We start from the raw sequence: 15,350 nt of genomic DNA on the forward strand, positions 1-15,350 counted from the left end.
AATTAGGTGATGCAAACCTATTTCATAATAGATGCCATAAATAAGTCGCAAATACATAAGTCTGTGACTAATGCGAATGAACGCAGTCAACAACGCTGCGGCTTGAAGTATGACAAATAAATGCTCTAAATAATTCAAGCTGCAGCTAGGCGACAAGTGAATGAGTCGTTAGGAGCATACATAAGTATGTGACTAATGCGAATGAACGCAGTCAACAACGCTGCGACTTGAAGTATGACGAGCTATTGGGACATTTTTAAAATCGTCCGCACATTACTCGCACTCGTTGCAATAATATCAATCGCCCCAGTACGCAGAGCTCCCATAATCGCCATCGCCTTAGACGACTCTGAGGCGATGGCAATGACACAGGGAATTTTTCTTAGTTCGTCAATGCTCAAGCCAATCACCCGGTCATTCATGACGGTATCAACATGCTGCCCTTGGGCATTGAAGAAATCATACCCTGCGATATCCCCAATGACACCTTGGTTTAAACTGGCATCCACAATTTCACGGGGGGTAAACCAACCCAGTTTGACCATATAGCTATCTTCATTCATGTCGCCTATGCCTATTAAGGCAATATCTGCTTTGCGAGCACGATCAAGGGTTTCTTTTATGGTGCCATTTTTCATAAATGCTTGTTTCAGCTCGTTATTTTCAACGTAAGCTGGCGCATAGAGCGTTTCACTGGTACCGCCAAACTTTTTCGCTAGACGACGACTGATATGATCAGCGTTTATCGAATCTCCAGGGCGATGAGTCCCCCCAATTCCACAAATAAACCGGCAATTCTTTTCAGGCACAGCCCCACCGCTATCTGCAACAACTGCAACATTGCGCCCTTGCCCGACAGTGACAATCATATTGTCCCGCAGTGTCGTCGATAAATAATTGGCAACCAACATTCCCACCTGATTACGCTGTTGCTCTTCATCTGGGTGATCTAAGGCAATTAAAGCACGGGAAATAGGGAAACGAGAGAGTAATTGCTGCTCAAGTTGAGTACTAAAGATGGGGTGATAGCGAACATTAATTTCTACAATCCCCTCTTCTTTTGCGCGTTTCAATAAACGCCCCACCTTAATTCGCGATATTCCAAACTTATTGGCGATCTCTTCCTGCGTAATTTCATCGCGATAGTACGCAATCGCAATTTCAGTCAGTAGCTCGATATCGGAAGATGTTTGTGATCTATCCATAAGGTTGTGATTTCCTCTCAATTGGTGTTAATCGCGGCAAGGATCATAAAGTTTTAGTATAGCGTTTCTAGTGGCTATTAATAAGCGAGTTGTCAAAGACAGTGGATATATGGCGATGTTTTCAGCTATATATCCACAAAAAAATTAAAATAAACGGTTATGCACTGGCTAAAGCACCATGTTTTTCAACACTTTGTGCAAGCTGGCAAAGTAATAAACAGCAAGAGGTTGCTCCTGCATCTAAGACTCCCCGTGAACGTTCACCGAGTCGGCTAGCTCGACCAATTTTTGCCACTAAATCTAAGGTTGAATCGCGCCCAGCGATTGCCGCAGCTTGCATCGCATCCAGCGCTTGCTTGAAATCTTTGCCGGCATGAGTCGCGGTTTCAAAGCCATTAATCGCCGGGATCAGGGTGTCCATTAGGCATTTATCCCCTACCGTTGCGCTACTAATGTCCTGCAATTCTGATAAGCCATTTTGTAGCATCGCCAGAAAATCTTGCTGTGAAAGCTCACTTTTCCCCGAAATGCTGTCTGACATCCCCATAAAGAAGCTACCATAGAGCGGCCCCATCGAACCGCCAATCCCTTCCATTAGCGCATCAGAGATTTCTTCAAAGCCTTCACTTAATGATAATTCGCGGCCTTCAATCGCTTTGGCACACAGGTTGAAACCTTTCGCCATATTTATGCCGTGGTCACCGTCACCGATCGCACCATCAATTTCACTGAGATATTCACGGTTAGATACAATGATATGGACTAAATCCAGTGTGATTTCATTGCCACGTTCCGTAGAGATAACTTGCATCAGGGGCTCCTTTACTTAACCTGTGTTAAACCTAATGAATACGCAGGGACATCCATCAGAGTCTTTAATTCTTCATCCACTTTCATTAGTGTTAGTGTGACCCCCATCATTTCAAGGGAAGTAAAATAGTTGCCCACATAGTTACGCACAATGCGAACGCCTTTCTCTTTCAGTATTTTTTCGACCTCTGCGTAATAGATATACAGCTCCATCACTGGGGTCGCCCCCAAACCAGAAACAAGCACAACAACCTCATCGTCTTGTTTTGCCTGCATATCCGCTAAAATTGGCGTTAACATCGTTTGTGCCATTTGCGCTGCTGATTGAATTGGCATAATTTCAATGCCTGGCTCGCCGTGATGGCCAATGCCGAGTTCCATCATACCATCTTCAATATGGAAATTTGGGTGACCTACAGCGGGAATTGTGCAGGAGGTTAGACCAACACCAATAGAGTGGCAGTTATTAATGGCTTTTTGTGCCGCATTAATGACTCCCTCTAGATCATAACCTTTACTGGCTGCCGCCGAGCCGACTTTCCACATTAGGATTTCACCTGCAACACCGCGGCGATTCTCTTTTTCACTTGCAGGTGCCGAGGCCACATCATCTGTCGCCACGACGGTTTTTACCGTTATGCCCGCTTTTTCGGCTTTTTTTATCGCCATTTTCACGTTCATGTTGTCGCCTGCATAGTTACCATATAAGCATGCAACCCCCGCACCACTATTTGCAGCTTTGAACGCATCTAAAAAAGCGCCTGCGGTTGGCGAGGAGAAAATCTCACCAATTGCCACTGCATCTAGCATGTTTTCCCCTACATAGCCTAAAAATGCAGGCTCATGACCTGATCCCCCTCCGGTAACAATCCCCACTTTCCCTTGGATTGGCGCTTTCGGGTATTTTAAAACACGGGCGTTATCGGTTGGCGCAAAATAGTCAGGATGCGCCTTTAAGTAACCTTGGATAGCGTCTTCAACAACGAGATCAGGTTCATTAATGATTCTGTTCATAATTCCCTCTTTTACTTATTTTCTGGTGTTAGCTGCATTTTTGCTGACTGATCAAGAAGTTCTTGCGGTATCGTGATAAATTTCATCAATATCGCACTGAACAAATAAAGCCCTGAGAAAATCCAAATCACACCAAACGTTCCGACACTGCTAATAAAAAGTCCAACAAGTGCAGGTCCGACGAAAGTACTGAGCCCAGCGCCTAAATTCAGTACGGACATTGCCGCCCCTTTATTTTCAGGTGCAAGTGATGGCATGATGGCAGAGAGCGGTACGTAGCCTGCAAGGCACGCCCCAAATAATCCTGCCGCGATCATCATCAAGGTATAACTATGGCCGAAGTAATACGGCACGTAATAGAACATTAGGGTACAAAGCATACAACCGACACAACCGAACCAAATCACAATATTGCGCCAACCAATACGGTCACTCACAACACCAAAAATCAAGTTAAACGCAATATTCACAGTCCAAAGCGCGGCATAGATATGTAACCATTCCGTGCGGGAAAAGCCAAAGTCAGCAAGGAACATTGGCATAAAGATCACAAAACCGTAAGCCGCTGATGTGTTAATGGTTCTAACAATCCCACCTAAACCAATCTTGGGATTTTCAAATGCGATGGTGATCCCTTTAAATAGGTAGCTGAGTGATACTTTTTGTTTTGGTTGTTCGCCACCCGCGTGATTTCGGTTAAGTGCAATCGCGATAAAAGCCCCGATAGTGACAAAGATCAACCCGGTCCATAAGGTTGCCATCTCACCTAAAATCGGTAATGCATAACTTGAGTACATCACCCCTAATACACCCAGACCGCCACTGTAAACAAACCAGAACACCCCGACGGCAGAACCCAATTTTTTAATCGGTGCCTCATAAGCCACCCATACTAAGAAACCGTATGCAAACATTGGATAACCAAACCCACGCAATGCATAGGTTGGGACCATGATGGATAAGCTGTTACTTGGCAGACCAATCGATAAGAAAATAACAGAGCCAACCACAAACATCACAAACCCAAAAATCATAACGCGACGAGCAGTATAAATTTCTGCTAACACGCCAGACAGCCAGGCCGCAACTGCAGCAAAAAAACCATACACACTGAACAGTAATGAAGACTCCTCAATACTCATTCCGCGGCTAATAATAAAAGGTGAAAGCCACCCTTGTTCGAGCCCTTCCCCCATCATAAAGATAAGGACACCAAAATAGCCAAGGAGCAACTTTGGTGAAAAACCCGTTACTTTAGACAATTTATTGATTATCATATCGTTAACCTCAGTGCTTGTTCGCTGGGTTAGGACCTGAATAACAAGCCTTGGTAGGGTGACGCTCATTCAGGTCCAATTTTTCTCATTATTGTTTTTAATTTGCGTGTGAACCCACTACAGCATTACAGGTTCGGGTCAAGAACCACTTTGATATGCGGGTCGCCCTTCGCCATCATGGAAAAGCCTTCCGCAAATTTATCTAACGGTAAAATATCCGTAACTACACCTTTGGTTGGGAAATCACCATTGCCAATCCCCTCAATTACTAATGGGTAGCAATATGGGCCTAAGTGAGAACCTAATAAATCCAGTTCTTTACGGTCACTAATGATGCTCCAATCAACGGTAACCGGATCTTTAAACACAGAAAATTCAACGAATGTGCCGAGTTTGCGGATCATTTTTAACCCTTGCTCAACAGACTTCGGCGCACCTGTCGCTTCGATATAAATGTCGCACCCATACCCTTCTGTCATCCCTTTGATGATTTTGTCCACATCATCTCGTTTTGGGTTCAGAACCATGTCTGCGCCAAATTCTTTCGCAAGTTCTAAACGCTTATCGAATAAATCCAGAACCACTAATTTACCCGCACCAGATTTTTTGATTGCGCCAATCATCCCTAAACCAAGCGTTCCGGCACCGGAAAGCACCACAACATCACCCAGTTTTATATTTGCACGCTGCACGGCATGTAATGAACAGGCATAGGGTTCAATTAAAATAGCGTCTTCGATCGGCATATCCGCAGGCACGTGGTAGTTAATGGCTTCTTTGGTAAACTTCATATATTGAGCCATACCGCCATTAACGTTGTTTTGGAAACCATATAAGTCATGCTTTTCACACATCCAATACTCACCGCGTTTACAGAAGCGGCATTCCCAACAAGGCACGATTTGCTCAGAAATCACACGATCACCTAATGCAAAACCGTCTACTTTTGAGCCAAATCCAACAACATGACCGATAAATTCATGCCCTGGGATCATGGGAGCTTTAATATAGGCAGGTTGCTCAGCATCTCCCCAAAAGCTTGGAGCCCCCTCAAACGCTTTTACATCACCCGCACAAATTCCGCAGGCTTCAACACGAACTAGAATTTCTTCTTCACCAATTTTTGGAACATCGACAGTTTCTAAACGGTAATCTTTTGGTGCATAAGCCACTACCGCTTTCATTTTTTCTGGAATGCCTTCGCTCATCGTGGCTTTTGGATCACAGTGTTCACACATAGTTCTACCCTCGGCGGTTTGTTAAATGAACATAAGTTCAGTGAATAAACAAATTAACCATACCTTCTTTTAATCACTGATGCACATAGTCAGATCTTCAAATTGTGATTTAGAGCAAACATTCTTATAAAATCGGCATAAAATGGCTAAACCTTGCTTTTTTGGCAAAAATAAAACAAATTTAAGGTGGTAGATCACAAAATATAGCTGATTCAAACTAAAAACATATGTTCAGCTATTGATTATTTGTTCATAAGATCCTATTTTCTAAAAAGTACAATTGAAAAGCTAATGAACTTTTGTTCAACCATAAGGATCTCAATCATGCTATCTATTGCCATTGGTGCAGACGACGCCGCATTTGAAATGAAAGATTTGATCAAAAAACACCTTGAAGCACGCAATGTTGAAGTAACCGATTATTGTTTAAATACCGGAGTTAAAGATGAGATGTACCCAGATGTTGCTCACGCTGTAGCAACCGCTATCGCACAAGGTAAGCATCAGCGTGGCATATTAATTTGCGGAACTGGTATCGGAATGTCTATCGTTGCCAACAAAGTCACTGGCATTCGCGCCGCACTTTGCCACGATACTTACTCAGCAGAGCGCGCGCAAAAAAGCAACGATGCACAAATTATTACCTTTGGTGCTCGCGTCATTGGCCCTGAACTCGCGAAAACTATCGTAGATACTTGGCTAGCTTCACATTATGAGGGGGGACGTTCTGCTCCCAAAGTGGCACGTATCAGTGAGTATGAAAATGGGGAACGTTAGTTTTATATAGACAGTTTTCAGGAGTATTGTCATGTACACACAGACACAAAATCCGTTAGCCAATGCTATCCGTTTTCTTTCTATTGATGCCGTGCAAAAAGCCAATTCAGGCCACCCCGGCGCACCAATGGGGATGGCTGATATCGCCGAAGTACTTTGGCGAGACTATTTAAAGCATAATCCAACAGACCCCACTTGGCCGGATCGTGATCGCTTTGTCCTTTCAAATGGTCACGCCTCTATGTTGTTATATAGCCTATTACATTTAACGGGCTACGATGTTTCTATTGAAGACTTGAAGCAATTTCGACAATTGCATTCAAAAACACCTGGTCATCCGGAATTAAACGACACTCCCGGCGTTGAAACTACGACAGGACCACTTGGCCAAGGCCTTGCTAATGCTGTTGGAATGGCGATTGCAGAAAAAACGCTCGGTGCGACATTTAATCGTTCAGGTTTCCCTGTCGTTGACCATTTCACGTATGTTTTTTTAGGTGATGGTTGTTTAATGGAAGGGATCTCCCACGAAGTGTGCTCCCTTGCAGGCACATTAAAACTCAATAAACTCATCGCGTTTTATGATGATAACCAAATATCCATTGATGGTAACACCAAGGGATGGTTCACCGATAATACCGCGGAACGTTTTGAAGCTTATGGTTGGCATGTTATTCGCCGCATTGATGGGCACTCAAGGGCAGCTATCAAATCAGCCATTGAGCAAGCACGCCAACAGACGGACAAACCGACGCTGATCATTTGCCGTACAACCATCGGTTATGGCTCACCCAACAAAGCGGGAACAGCACATTCACATGGTGCTCCCCTTGGTGCGGAAGAAGTTGCACTAACACGTCAGAAGCTAGGATGGGATTATTCCCCCTTCGAAATTCCTGACGATATTTATCAATCCTGGAATGCGGTTGCACGTGGAGCGGAGCAGCAATTACAGTGGGAACAAGCAATTAGAGAATATGCAAAGCAATATCCAGAGCTTGCTAAACAGTTGTCTGAACGGTTATCCAACCAAACACCGAGCACATTTGCCGCTGCGATGTCAGCTTATATTCAGAAGTTAAATGATAATCCTGAAACAATCGCTACCCGTAAAGCATCACAAAATACGCTCAATGTGATTGGCCCGACTCTGCGTGCACTAATCGGAGGCTCTGCAGATTTAGCACCAAGTAATCTTACTTATTGGTCTGGTTCAGTGCCTATCAATGAGCAACCTGCGGGTAACTATATTCATTATGGTGTCAGAGAATTCGGCATGACCGCCATTGCTAACGGCATTGCATTACACGGTGGTTTTCGCCCTTATACCGCCACTTTTTTGATGTTCTATGAATATGCACAAAATGCTGTACGTATGGCAGCACTAATGAAATTACCACACGTTTTTGTTTATACACATGATTCTATTGGATTAGGGGAAGATGGACCAACGCATCAGCCCGTAGAACAACTCGCTTCTTTACGAGCAACACCCAATTTATCGGTTTGGCGCCCTTGCTGCCAAGTGGAAACCGCAGTGGCTTGGCAACAGGCGATCTTTAATCAGCAAACGCCAACAGCGTTGATCCTTTCACGGCAAAATTTGCAGCAGCATGCCCGCACACCTGAACAATTAGCTAATATCCAACGAGGAGGCTATATACTACGCAGTAATAGCAACACCCCTGAGTTATTGTTGATAGCAACGGGTTCCGAAGTCACTTTGGCTGTTGAAGCTTGGCAGTACCTTACCAATCAAGGCGTTAAAGTGAACGTGATTTCCATGCCATCAACGGATACCTTTGATAAACAATCTGCCGAATATCAAGAGCATGTATTGCCTAACCATGTCCGCAAGCGTATTGCTATCGAAGCTAGCACCAGCGATTACTGGCGAAAATATGTTGGTCTTGATGGATTAGTTATTGGAATAAATAGTTTTGGTCGTTCAGCGCCTGCAGAGCAGTTATTCGATTATTTTGGTTTTACTGTCGAAAAACTTATTCATCAATCTTTATCGTTATTAAAGCCTCAGGTTTAATTAATAACGACATTATCTAAATCTGTTATCCTACTTTGTAATTTATATTACAAGCCAAATAATAATGTTATTATTTGGCTTATTTTTAATTCATTATTAATAAGTAAATTAAATATGCTATTCACTTATTATCGTTAATTATTGGATACTATATCCACCATCAATCACTAAATTATGTCCGGTGATCATATCGGCTGCATCACTGGCTAAAAATAGTGCACATGCGGCAATTTCTGACGGTTCTGCAAAACGCCTTGCTGGGATTTTTCCTTTCATTTCATCACCTTTAGGTCCTTCCCACGCTTTTTTGCCCAATTCAGTTAACACAATAGTTGGTGAAATTGCATTGGTTTGAATACCTTTTGGACTCCACTCTAATGCTAAAACTTGGGTTAAACCAATGATCGCAGCCTTACTCGCACAATAAGCCACGTGCTGATCCAACGCAATGACTCCAGCTTGGGATGCCATGTTGATTATTTTCCCTTTTCCTTGCTTTATCATCACATTACCTGCCGCTTGGCATACTAGAAAAGTCCCTTTGAGATTGACATTCATCGTCAAGTCCCAATCCTGCTCGCTTAAATTTTCAGCAGGCGCCAATGCCACAATTCCGGCACTGTTAACGACAATATCTAATGCGCCAAAATGCTCCACTACCTGCTCAATCATGTGCGATACAGGACCTGATTTTGTGATATCACATTGAATACCAATAGTATTTTTCATATTATTGGCAATATCAATAACTTTATCAGACTTATCAACTAAGGCGACCTTAGCACCTTTTTCAATATAGAGATGGGCTATTGCCAAACCAATACCCGCAGCGCCTCCTGTGATTAATGCAACTTTACCATCAAGTGAAAATTCAGTGTTATAACCATTAAATGTTTTCATTTTCATTCCTTAATATCATGATGTGATATTTAGATTGGGAAATAGCGATTTTGGCGTTCTCTCAAAACCTAATAGACTATGCGTGTTTTATTATTTAATTAAGATAATATATTATTATTTAAATGCCATATCCATACTGTTTATTTAAAATAAAGCTCAACATCTCATTATTAAAAAAAATATAAAGAAAGTGAGAACATATGTTCAAAATAAAGATTAATTTGATTATTTGTTTATACGCATTATCTATTTTTAAATCACACAATAACTTTTAATGCATAGAATAACACCAAATACACATGAAACTGGTATTCCAGCTTAAAATTCCCTCTTCTACATAATGCAGTATAACTTTTACAATAACTGGCGCATAATATTAGTTATATCTAAATTGATATCAAACAAAACCAACGCACGGATATCAGATAACATAGAGTAATAGCTCTCATTCGCATTAGTCACAGGAATTGGTTACATAGGTCATAGAAAAATGGAAAAAAATCGCTCACTGTTGCAACTTAAGGATATTGGCTATTCCATTGAAGGAAAAACGATCCTTGATAACGTGCAGATCACCCTACATGCTGGCGAGTTTAAATTAATTACAGGGCCATCAGGTTGCGGAAAAAGTACATTATTAAAAATTATCGCATCCCTGATTTCTCCAACTCAAGGACGTATTCTCTTTAATGGACAAGACATTACTACAATGTCCCCAGAAATATACCGCCAGCAGGTGTCATATTGCACCCAGACCCCCACTTTATTTGGGACGACCGTTTATGACAACTTAGCTTTTCCTTACCAAATCAGAAAAAAGGCATTTGATAAAACAAAAGTTATCGACGACTTGCAGCATTTCTCATTGCCTGAAACCATCCTAGAAAAAGGAATTAATGAGCTTTCTGGCGGTGAAAAACAACGCATTTCATTAATTCGAAATTTGCAATTTCTTCCCCAAATTCTACTGTTAGATGAAATTACCAGCGCCCTTGATGAAGAAAATAAAGTTAAAGTGAATGAGTTAATTCATCGACTGACCATTGAAAAAAGTATTGCCGTTTTGTGGGTCACTCACGACCAAGATGAGATAGCTCATGCGAATGAAGTTATCACCCTTCCCGTTCATCTGGTCAAATAATAGGATATCATCGTGCATCAACCTACCATTTCTAATGAATCTCTCACCTTTTCTATCATGTTAGTCTTAGTGGCGATTTTTATTAGCCATAAAGAAAAGCTTTCTTTAGAAAAGGATATTATTTGGAGCACCTGCCGCGCCATTATTCAATTATTGATAGCAGGCTATATTTTAAAATATATTTTTAATGTTGATCACGCACTGCTTACTGTTGCTTTGGTGCTGTTTATTTGTGTTAATGCCGCGTGGAATGCCAAAAAACGCAGTAAGTATTTAGATAAAATTTACCTAACCGCTTTTGTGGCGATCACCTCTGGTACGTTTCTCACACTGCTGGTGTTAATTCTCACCAAAGCGATTGCTTTCACGCCGATGCAAGTTATTCCGATCACAGGGATGATTGCCGGAAATGCAATGATTGCGGTGGGGCTATGTTTTAATAACCTCGGTCAGCGCTTTGCCAGCCAACAACAGCAAATTCAAGAAATGTTAAGTCTTGGAGCAACACCAAAGACAGCTTCTGCATCCATCATTCGGGAAAGTATTCGCGCATCATTAATCCCCACCGTTGATTCCGCCAAAACTGTCGGGATTGTCAGCTTACCAGGGATGATGTCGGGGTTAATCTTTGCGGGGGTCGACCCGTTACAGGCTGTAAAATACCAAATTATGGTGACTTTCATGCTCTTAGCCACCGCCAGCCTATCGACGATATTAGCGGGCTATATGACTTATATTAAATTTTATAATCCTCGTCATCAGCTAATGGTTGAAACATTGAATAAATAATCGAGTTATTCTTCGTCGCCTGCGTTATTGCAGGCGACGCTTCGCTTATGTTCCGCACTTTATCTGATCCCCACGGGTAAAACTTCAATTAACTGTGCCTGACTATTTCCTTCATCAATCAATTTAAAAATATGATTGAGCATGGTAGGCACATCTTGTTTTACCATTTCAATATCATTTCCCAGTAAAGTAACAAACGGATCCCAGTCAAAACACCCCAAATTAGGTTGCTTTTCACCTAGATAACCTTGCACGCCTAGCCAGCGTATCACCCCTTCCAATGAAATCGTAGAATTGATAAATAAACCGCCTCGAACTATTTTTTGCAAATTATCACTGTGATTATCAATAAAGTGGGACAAGGCTTTTTCAGCCTTTTCGGGCGCATAACCACACGCTAAGATATTTTCATTTGGAACAGCAATCCCCTTTTCATTGTGCGCATCAATAAAACCACGAATACGTTCACGAGTATTATGGTCATGCTCACGCCCACCAATAAAAATTAAAGGCGTATTTAACGTTCGAAAATGGTCCTTTTTATTTAAAATCCGCTGAGTTAGATTTTTAGCACCAAGGTAGTTATCTGAAATCACTGATGGCGCTAAAGTACCGGGCAAATCTAAATTCAATGTGGGCACACCCGAAGCTTGGCAGGTTTGTGTGATTTTATCTGGGTTCGTTGCCCCTGTCGAAATCAGCCAATCCACTTGATAAGATAACATGGCTTGTGCAGCCTCTATCTCTAATTTCGGATCGCGCCTTGTACAGGTAATAATCGGAAATAGCCCTCTTTCCCGCGCCATTTCCTCAAAATGTTCGACGATAGAACCAAAGTAGCGGTTATCGTATTTTGGCACCAGCATGCCGATAATTTTCGATTTATTACTGCGCAGTAAGCTCGCTTGTTTATTCACTGAATAATTTTGCTCTTGCGCGATACGCATTACTTTTTCCGCTAACTGCGCACTAATACGCCGTTTTTGCCAATTTCCATTGAGGATCGCACTTACCGCACTTGGCGAAACCCCTGCAAGTTCAGCAAGGTCGTAGATCGTTGTTTTCTTATTTTGTCTGATCTTTGTCACAGATTCATATCTCCATTTTTTCCTAGCTTGACACCAAAGTCGAAAAGTCGCAATACTGCTACATCGATTGAGCTATATTGAAATTGATGAAGCATGAGTTGGTATAATGAAAAAAATTATTATCAATCCATCCTATGCAGCCACCTTTACCATTCCCGTGACTCATCGTCATCTCATTGATTTCATTATTTTTCATTTATTTTTTCCGCAAAAATCCGATTGGAGTAAATCATTATGGCTATTTCCATTGAAAACAAAGTCGCCGCAATTACAGGTGCAGCATCCGGTATTGGTCTTGAATGTGCACGTACATTGATCAAAGCAGGTGCTAAAGTTGTCCTGATTGACCGAGCTGAAGATCGGTTAAATCAACTTGTTGCAGAATTAGGCGAAAATGCAATTCCTCTAGTCATTGATTTAATGAATACGCAGCAAGTCGATAGCATGCTAGATGCTATTCTTGCCAAAGCGGGTCGTTTAGATATTTTCCATGCAAACGCCGGGGCTTATATTGGTGGTCCTGTAGCAGAAGGCAATCCCGATGTATGGGATAAGGTGCTCAATCTAAATATTAATGCCGCTTTTCGTAGCGTTCGCGCCGTATTACCTCACTTTATTGCACAAAAGTCGGGGGATGTATTATTCACCAGTTCAATTGCGGGTGTCGTCCCTGTTATTTGGGAGCCTATTTACACCGCCTCTAAATTTGCCGTTCAAGCCTTTGTTCACTCAACTCGTCGCCAAGTTTCTGAGCACGGTGTCCGTGTGGGTGCCGTTTTACCGGGCCCAGTAGTCACCGCATTGTTAGATGACTGGCCAAAAGAAAAAATGGAAGAAGCCCTCGCAAATGGTAGCTTAATGCAACCGATTGAAGTCGCTGAAGCCGTACTCTTTATGTTAACACGTCCAAAACATGTCACTGTTCGTGACCTTGTCATTGTGCCAAATAGTGTTGACTTATAACGCTTTTTTCAATTTTTAATGGTTAATTGTTTGGAGGTAAAATGCATCATTCAACCCCTCAAAATGATAAAGTGGTTATTGGTATCGATGTTGGGACAGGGAGTGCACGTGCGGGTGTGTTTGACATGTCTGGCAAAATGTTAGCTTCTGCTAAACAAGATATTACACTCTATCGTGATAGCGCACACTTTGCTGAGCAATCCAGTCATCAAATCTGGGAGGCGGTTTGCTATTGTGTTAAGCAAGCGGTCGTTTCTTCCCACGTATCTCCCCAACAAGTTGCCGGAATTGGCTTCGATGCGACTTGTTCACTTGTCGTTATCGGACACGATAAACAACCCGTATCTGTTAGCCCAAGTGATGATCCCAACCGCAATATTATCGTATGGATGGATCACCGTGCGACTGAACAAGCAGAGCGCATTAACCAGTTAAAACACCCTGTTTTAAATTATGTCGGTGGCAAAATTTCTCCAGAAATGGAAACCCCCAAAATTTTATGGCTAAAAGAAAACTTGCCTCAAACCTATGAAAAAGCGTGGCAATTCTTTGACCTCGCTGACTTTTTAACTTGGAAGTCAACAGATTCCCTCGCACGCTCAACCTGTACTGTCACCTGTAAATGGACCTATTTGGCCCATGAAAAACGTTGGGATGCCGATTACTTTCATCAAATTGGCTTGTCTGAGCTTGCTGATGAAAATTTTGCCCGCATTGGTCAGTTGATTGTTGAACCTGGCACCCCTTGTGGTTCAGGTTTAACCGAAGAAGCTGCAACACAAATGGGCTTATTAGCCGGTACTCCTGTCGCATCAGGTATGATTGATGCCCATGCCGGAGGGATTGGTACTGTCGGTGTCAATGGCGATGCAACCGCCAATATGGCCTATGTTTTCGGTACTTCATCCTGCACAATGACCACCACCAAAGAGCCTGTTTTCATACCCGGAGTTTGGGGACCGTACTATAGCGCGATGATACCGGGTATGTGGCTAAACGAAGGTGGTCAAAGTGCCGCCGGCGCGGCGATTGATCAACTACTTTCACTTCATCCGGCTTGTGCAGAGGCAAAAATTACCGCAAAAGCGCAAGGCAAACCCCTGCCAGTATATTTAGCTGATCTTGTGTTAGAAAAAGCCGAATCACCATCTCAATCCGTTGAGTTAGCAGAAAAAATTCATGTTGTCCCTGAGTTTTTAGGTAACCGAGCTCCCTTTGCAGATCCCCATGCAAGAGCTGTAATAGCAGGTCTCACTATGGACAATAGTTTAGACAATTTATTGTCCTTCTATATAGCAGGCGTTTGTGGCATTGGCTATGGATTGAGACAGATCATTGAAGCACAAGCAAAATCTGGTGCTGCAATTGAAAATATTGTTGTTAGTGGTGGGGCAGGACAACACCCATTAATTCGGCAATTATTAGCAGATGCCTGTGGTGTGCCAGTAATTTCTACGCAAGCGAGTGAACCTGTTTTACTGGGTTCCGCTATTTTAGGTGCCGTAGCAGGTAAGGTGTGTGAAGATGTTGCTCAAGCCATGGATCAATTGAGTAAAATTGATTTAACTTATCAAGCAAATGAGCACTATAGAACCCGCCACGATATGCGTTTTGCTTCTTTTTTACAGCTTCAACAATGCGCAAGAGAGCTAAAAGGCTAAATGAGTGTTCCTTCCTTTAAAGAAAGCCATAATTGGCTTTCTTTATTAAAATACTTTCCCGCTGATTTTTACAACTAAAAAAATACAAAGAACAACGCCCTAGAAGCAATACTTTTCCCATAATGCATTCATCATTTTCATTGGTAGTAGATCATAATCCCCTTCAACAAGAGGAATAGACATTGTCACTCGACCATCTTTATCATTATAAGCTTTCACGATAAATTTTTTATAACCTTCAAGGCGTGCATTTTTTACACGAAACACCTCACCACAAACATAACCTAAGTCCCCTTTATCCATTGTTTGGCGAATAAAGTTATATTTCACATTACGAAAAGATGCAGACTCTGGATATGACAAATAATCCTCGACACTGACCTGAGCCATTTTGACCAAATCAGGGGTTGGAGAATAATTCATCGTAACCCCCAAAATAAAAGAGC

The 15,350-nt window shown here is 42.2% G+C and carries 14 protein-coding genes; 6 read left to right on the top strand and 8 right to left on the bottom strand.

Annotated elements, in window-relative coordinates:
- Nucleotides 1–242: 242 nt before the first annotated feature.
- The 5 genes from AB6N04_RS08780 to AB6N04_RS08800 form a co-directional block, all read right to left on the bottom strand.
- Nucleotides 243–1,205: a sugar-binding transcriptional regulator gene (locus AB6N04_RS08780; RefSeq protein ID WP_369311498.1), complete on the bottom strand. Its 963-nt coding sequence runs from the start codon at nucleotides 1,203–1,205 to the stop codon at nucleotides 243–245.
- A gap of 157 nt (nucleotides 1,206–1,362) precedes the next feature.
- Nucleotides 1,363–2,016: a dihydroxyacetone kinase subunit DhaL gene (dhaL, locus tag AB6N04_RS08785; protein WP_369311499.1), complete on the bottom strand. Its 654-nt coding sequence runs from the start codon at nucleotides 2,014–2,016 to the stop codon at nucleotides 1,363–1,365.
- Between the two features lie 11 nt (nucleotides 2,017–2,027).
- Nucleotides 2,028–3,029, bottom strand: a complete 1,002-nt coding sequence (locus AB6N04_RS08790) for a dihydroxyacetone kinase subunit DhaK (protein ID WP_369311501.1) — start codon at nucleotides 3,027–3,029, stop codon at nucleotides 2,028–2,030.
- Between the two features lie 11 nt (nucleotides 3,030–3,040).
- Complete coding sequence (locus tag AB6N04_RS08795) at nucleotides 3,041–4,306, bottom strand: MFS transporter (protein WP_369311503.1); 1,266 nt, start codon at nucleotides 4,304–4,306, stop codon at nucleotides 3,041–3,043.
- Nucleotides 4,307–4,431: 125 nt separating this feature from the next.
- On the bottom strand, nucleotides 4,432–5,544 hold the full coding sequence (locus tag AB6N04_RS08800; protein ID WP_369311505.1) for an alcohol dehydrogenase catalytic domain-containing protein: 1,113 nt from the start codon (nucleotides 5,542–5,544) through the stop codon (nucleotides 4,432–4,434).
- A 324-nt stretch (nucleotides 5,545–5,868) separates the two neighbouring features.
- Here AB6N04_RS08800 and rpiB point away from each other — a divergent pair, with 324 nt between their 5' ends.
- Complete coding sequence (rpiB, locus tag AB6N04_RS08805) at nucleotides 5,869–6,321, top strand: ribose 5-phosphate isomerase B (RefSeq protein WP_369311507.1); 453 nt, start codon at nucleotides 5,869–5,871, stop codon at nucleotides 6,319–6,321.
- Nucleotides 6,322–6,352: 31 nt separating this feature from the next.
- Nucleotides 6,353–8,362 (top strand): transketolase, encoded by a 2,010-nt coding sequence (gene tkt / locus AB6N04_RS08810; RefSeq protein WP_369311509.1) that lies wholly within the window; start codon nucleotides 6,353–6,355, stop codon nucleotides 8,360–8,362.
- A 138-nt stretch (nucleotides 8,363–8,500) separates the two neighbouring features.
- Here tkt and AB6N04_RS08815 read toward each other — a convergent pair whose 3' ends face one another.
- The gene (locus AB6N04_RS08815) at nucleotides 8,501–9,262 is read right to left on the bottom strand and encodes an SDR family oxidoreductase (RefSeq protein ID WP_369311511.1); all 762 of its coding nucleotides are present in this window, start codon (nucleotides 9,260–9,262) and stop codon (nucleotides 8,501–8,503) included.
- 490 nt (nucleotides 9,263–9,752) lie between these two features.
- Between AB6N04_RS08815 and fetA the strand changes: the two genes are divergently transcribed.
- Complete coding sequence (gene fetA / locus AB6N04_RS08820) at nucleotides 9,753–10,403, top strand: iron ABC transporter ATP-binding protein FetA (protein WP_369311513.1); 651 nt, start codon at nucleotides 9,753–9,755, stop codon at nucleotides 10,401–10,403.
- Between the two features lie 12 nt (nucleotides 10,404–10,415).
- Nucleotides 10,416–11,192, top strand: a complete 777-nt coding sequence (gene fetB / locus AB6N04_RS08825) for an iron export ABC transporter permease subunit FetB (RefSeq protein WP_369311515.1) — start codon at nucleotides 10,416–10,418, stop codon at nucleotides 11,190–11,192.
- 59 nt (nucleotides 11,193–11,251) lie between these two features.
- On the opposite strand, the gene AB6N04_RS08830 is transcribed toward fetB, so the two are convergent.
- On the bottom strand, nucleotides 11,252–12,280 hold the full coding sequence (locus tag AB6N04_RS08830; protein ID WP_369311517.1) for a LacI family DNA-binding transcriptional regulator: 1,029 nt from the start codon (nucleotides 12,278–12,280) through the stop codon (nucleotides 11,252–11,254).
- 234 nt (nucleotides 12,281–12,514) lie between these two features.
- Here AB6N04_RS08830 and AB6N04_RS08835 point away from each other — a divergent pair, with 234 nt between their 5' ends.
- Both AB6N04_RS08835 and AB6N04_RS08840 read left to right on the top strand, forming a co-directional pair.
- Nucleotides 12,515–13,243: an SDR family oxidoreductase gene (locus AB6N04_RS08835; protein WP_369311519.1), complete on the top strand. Its 729-nt coding sequence runs from the start codon at nucleotides 12,515–12,517 to the stop codon at nucleotides 13,241–13,243.
- Between the two features lie 41 nt (nucleotides 13,244–13,284).
- Nucleotides 13,285–14,904, top strand: a complete 1,620-nt coding sequence (locus AB6N04_RS08840) for an FGGY-family carbohydrate kinase (RefSeq protein ID WP_369311521.1) — start codon at nucleotides 13,285–13,287, stop codon at nucleotides 14,902–14,904.
- A 99-nt stretch (nucleotides 14,905–15,003) separates the two neighbouring features.
- On the opposite strand, the gene AB6N04_RS08845 is transcribed toward AB6N04_RS08840, so the two are convergent.
- Nucleotides 15,004–15,327 (bottom strand): hypothetical protein, encoded by a 324-nt coding sequence (locus AB6N04_RS08845; RefSeq protein ID WP_369311523.1) that lies wholly within the window; start codon nucleotides 15,325–15,327, stop codon nucleotides 15,004–15,006.
- Nucleotides 15,328–15,350: the final 23 nt, after the last annotated feature.

The sequence above is a fragment of the Providencia rettgeri genome (genome assembly GCF_041075285.1).
Classification (GTDB): Bacteria; Pseudomonadota; Gammaproteobacteria; order Enterobacterales; family Enterobacteriaceae; genus Providencia; species Providencia rettgeri_G.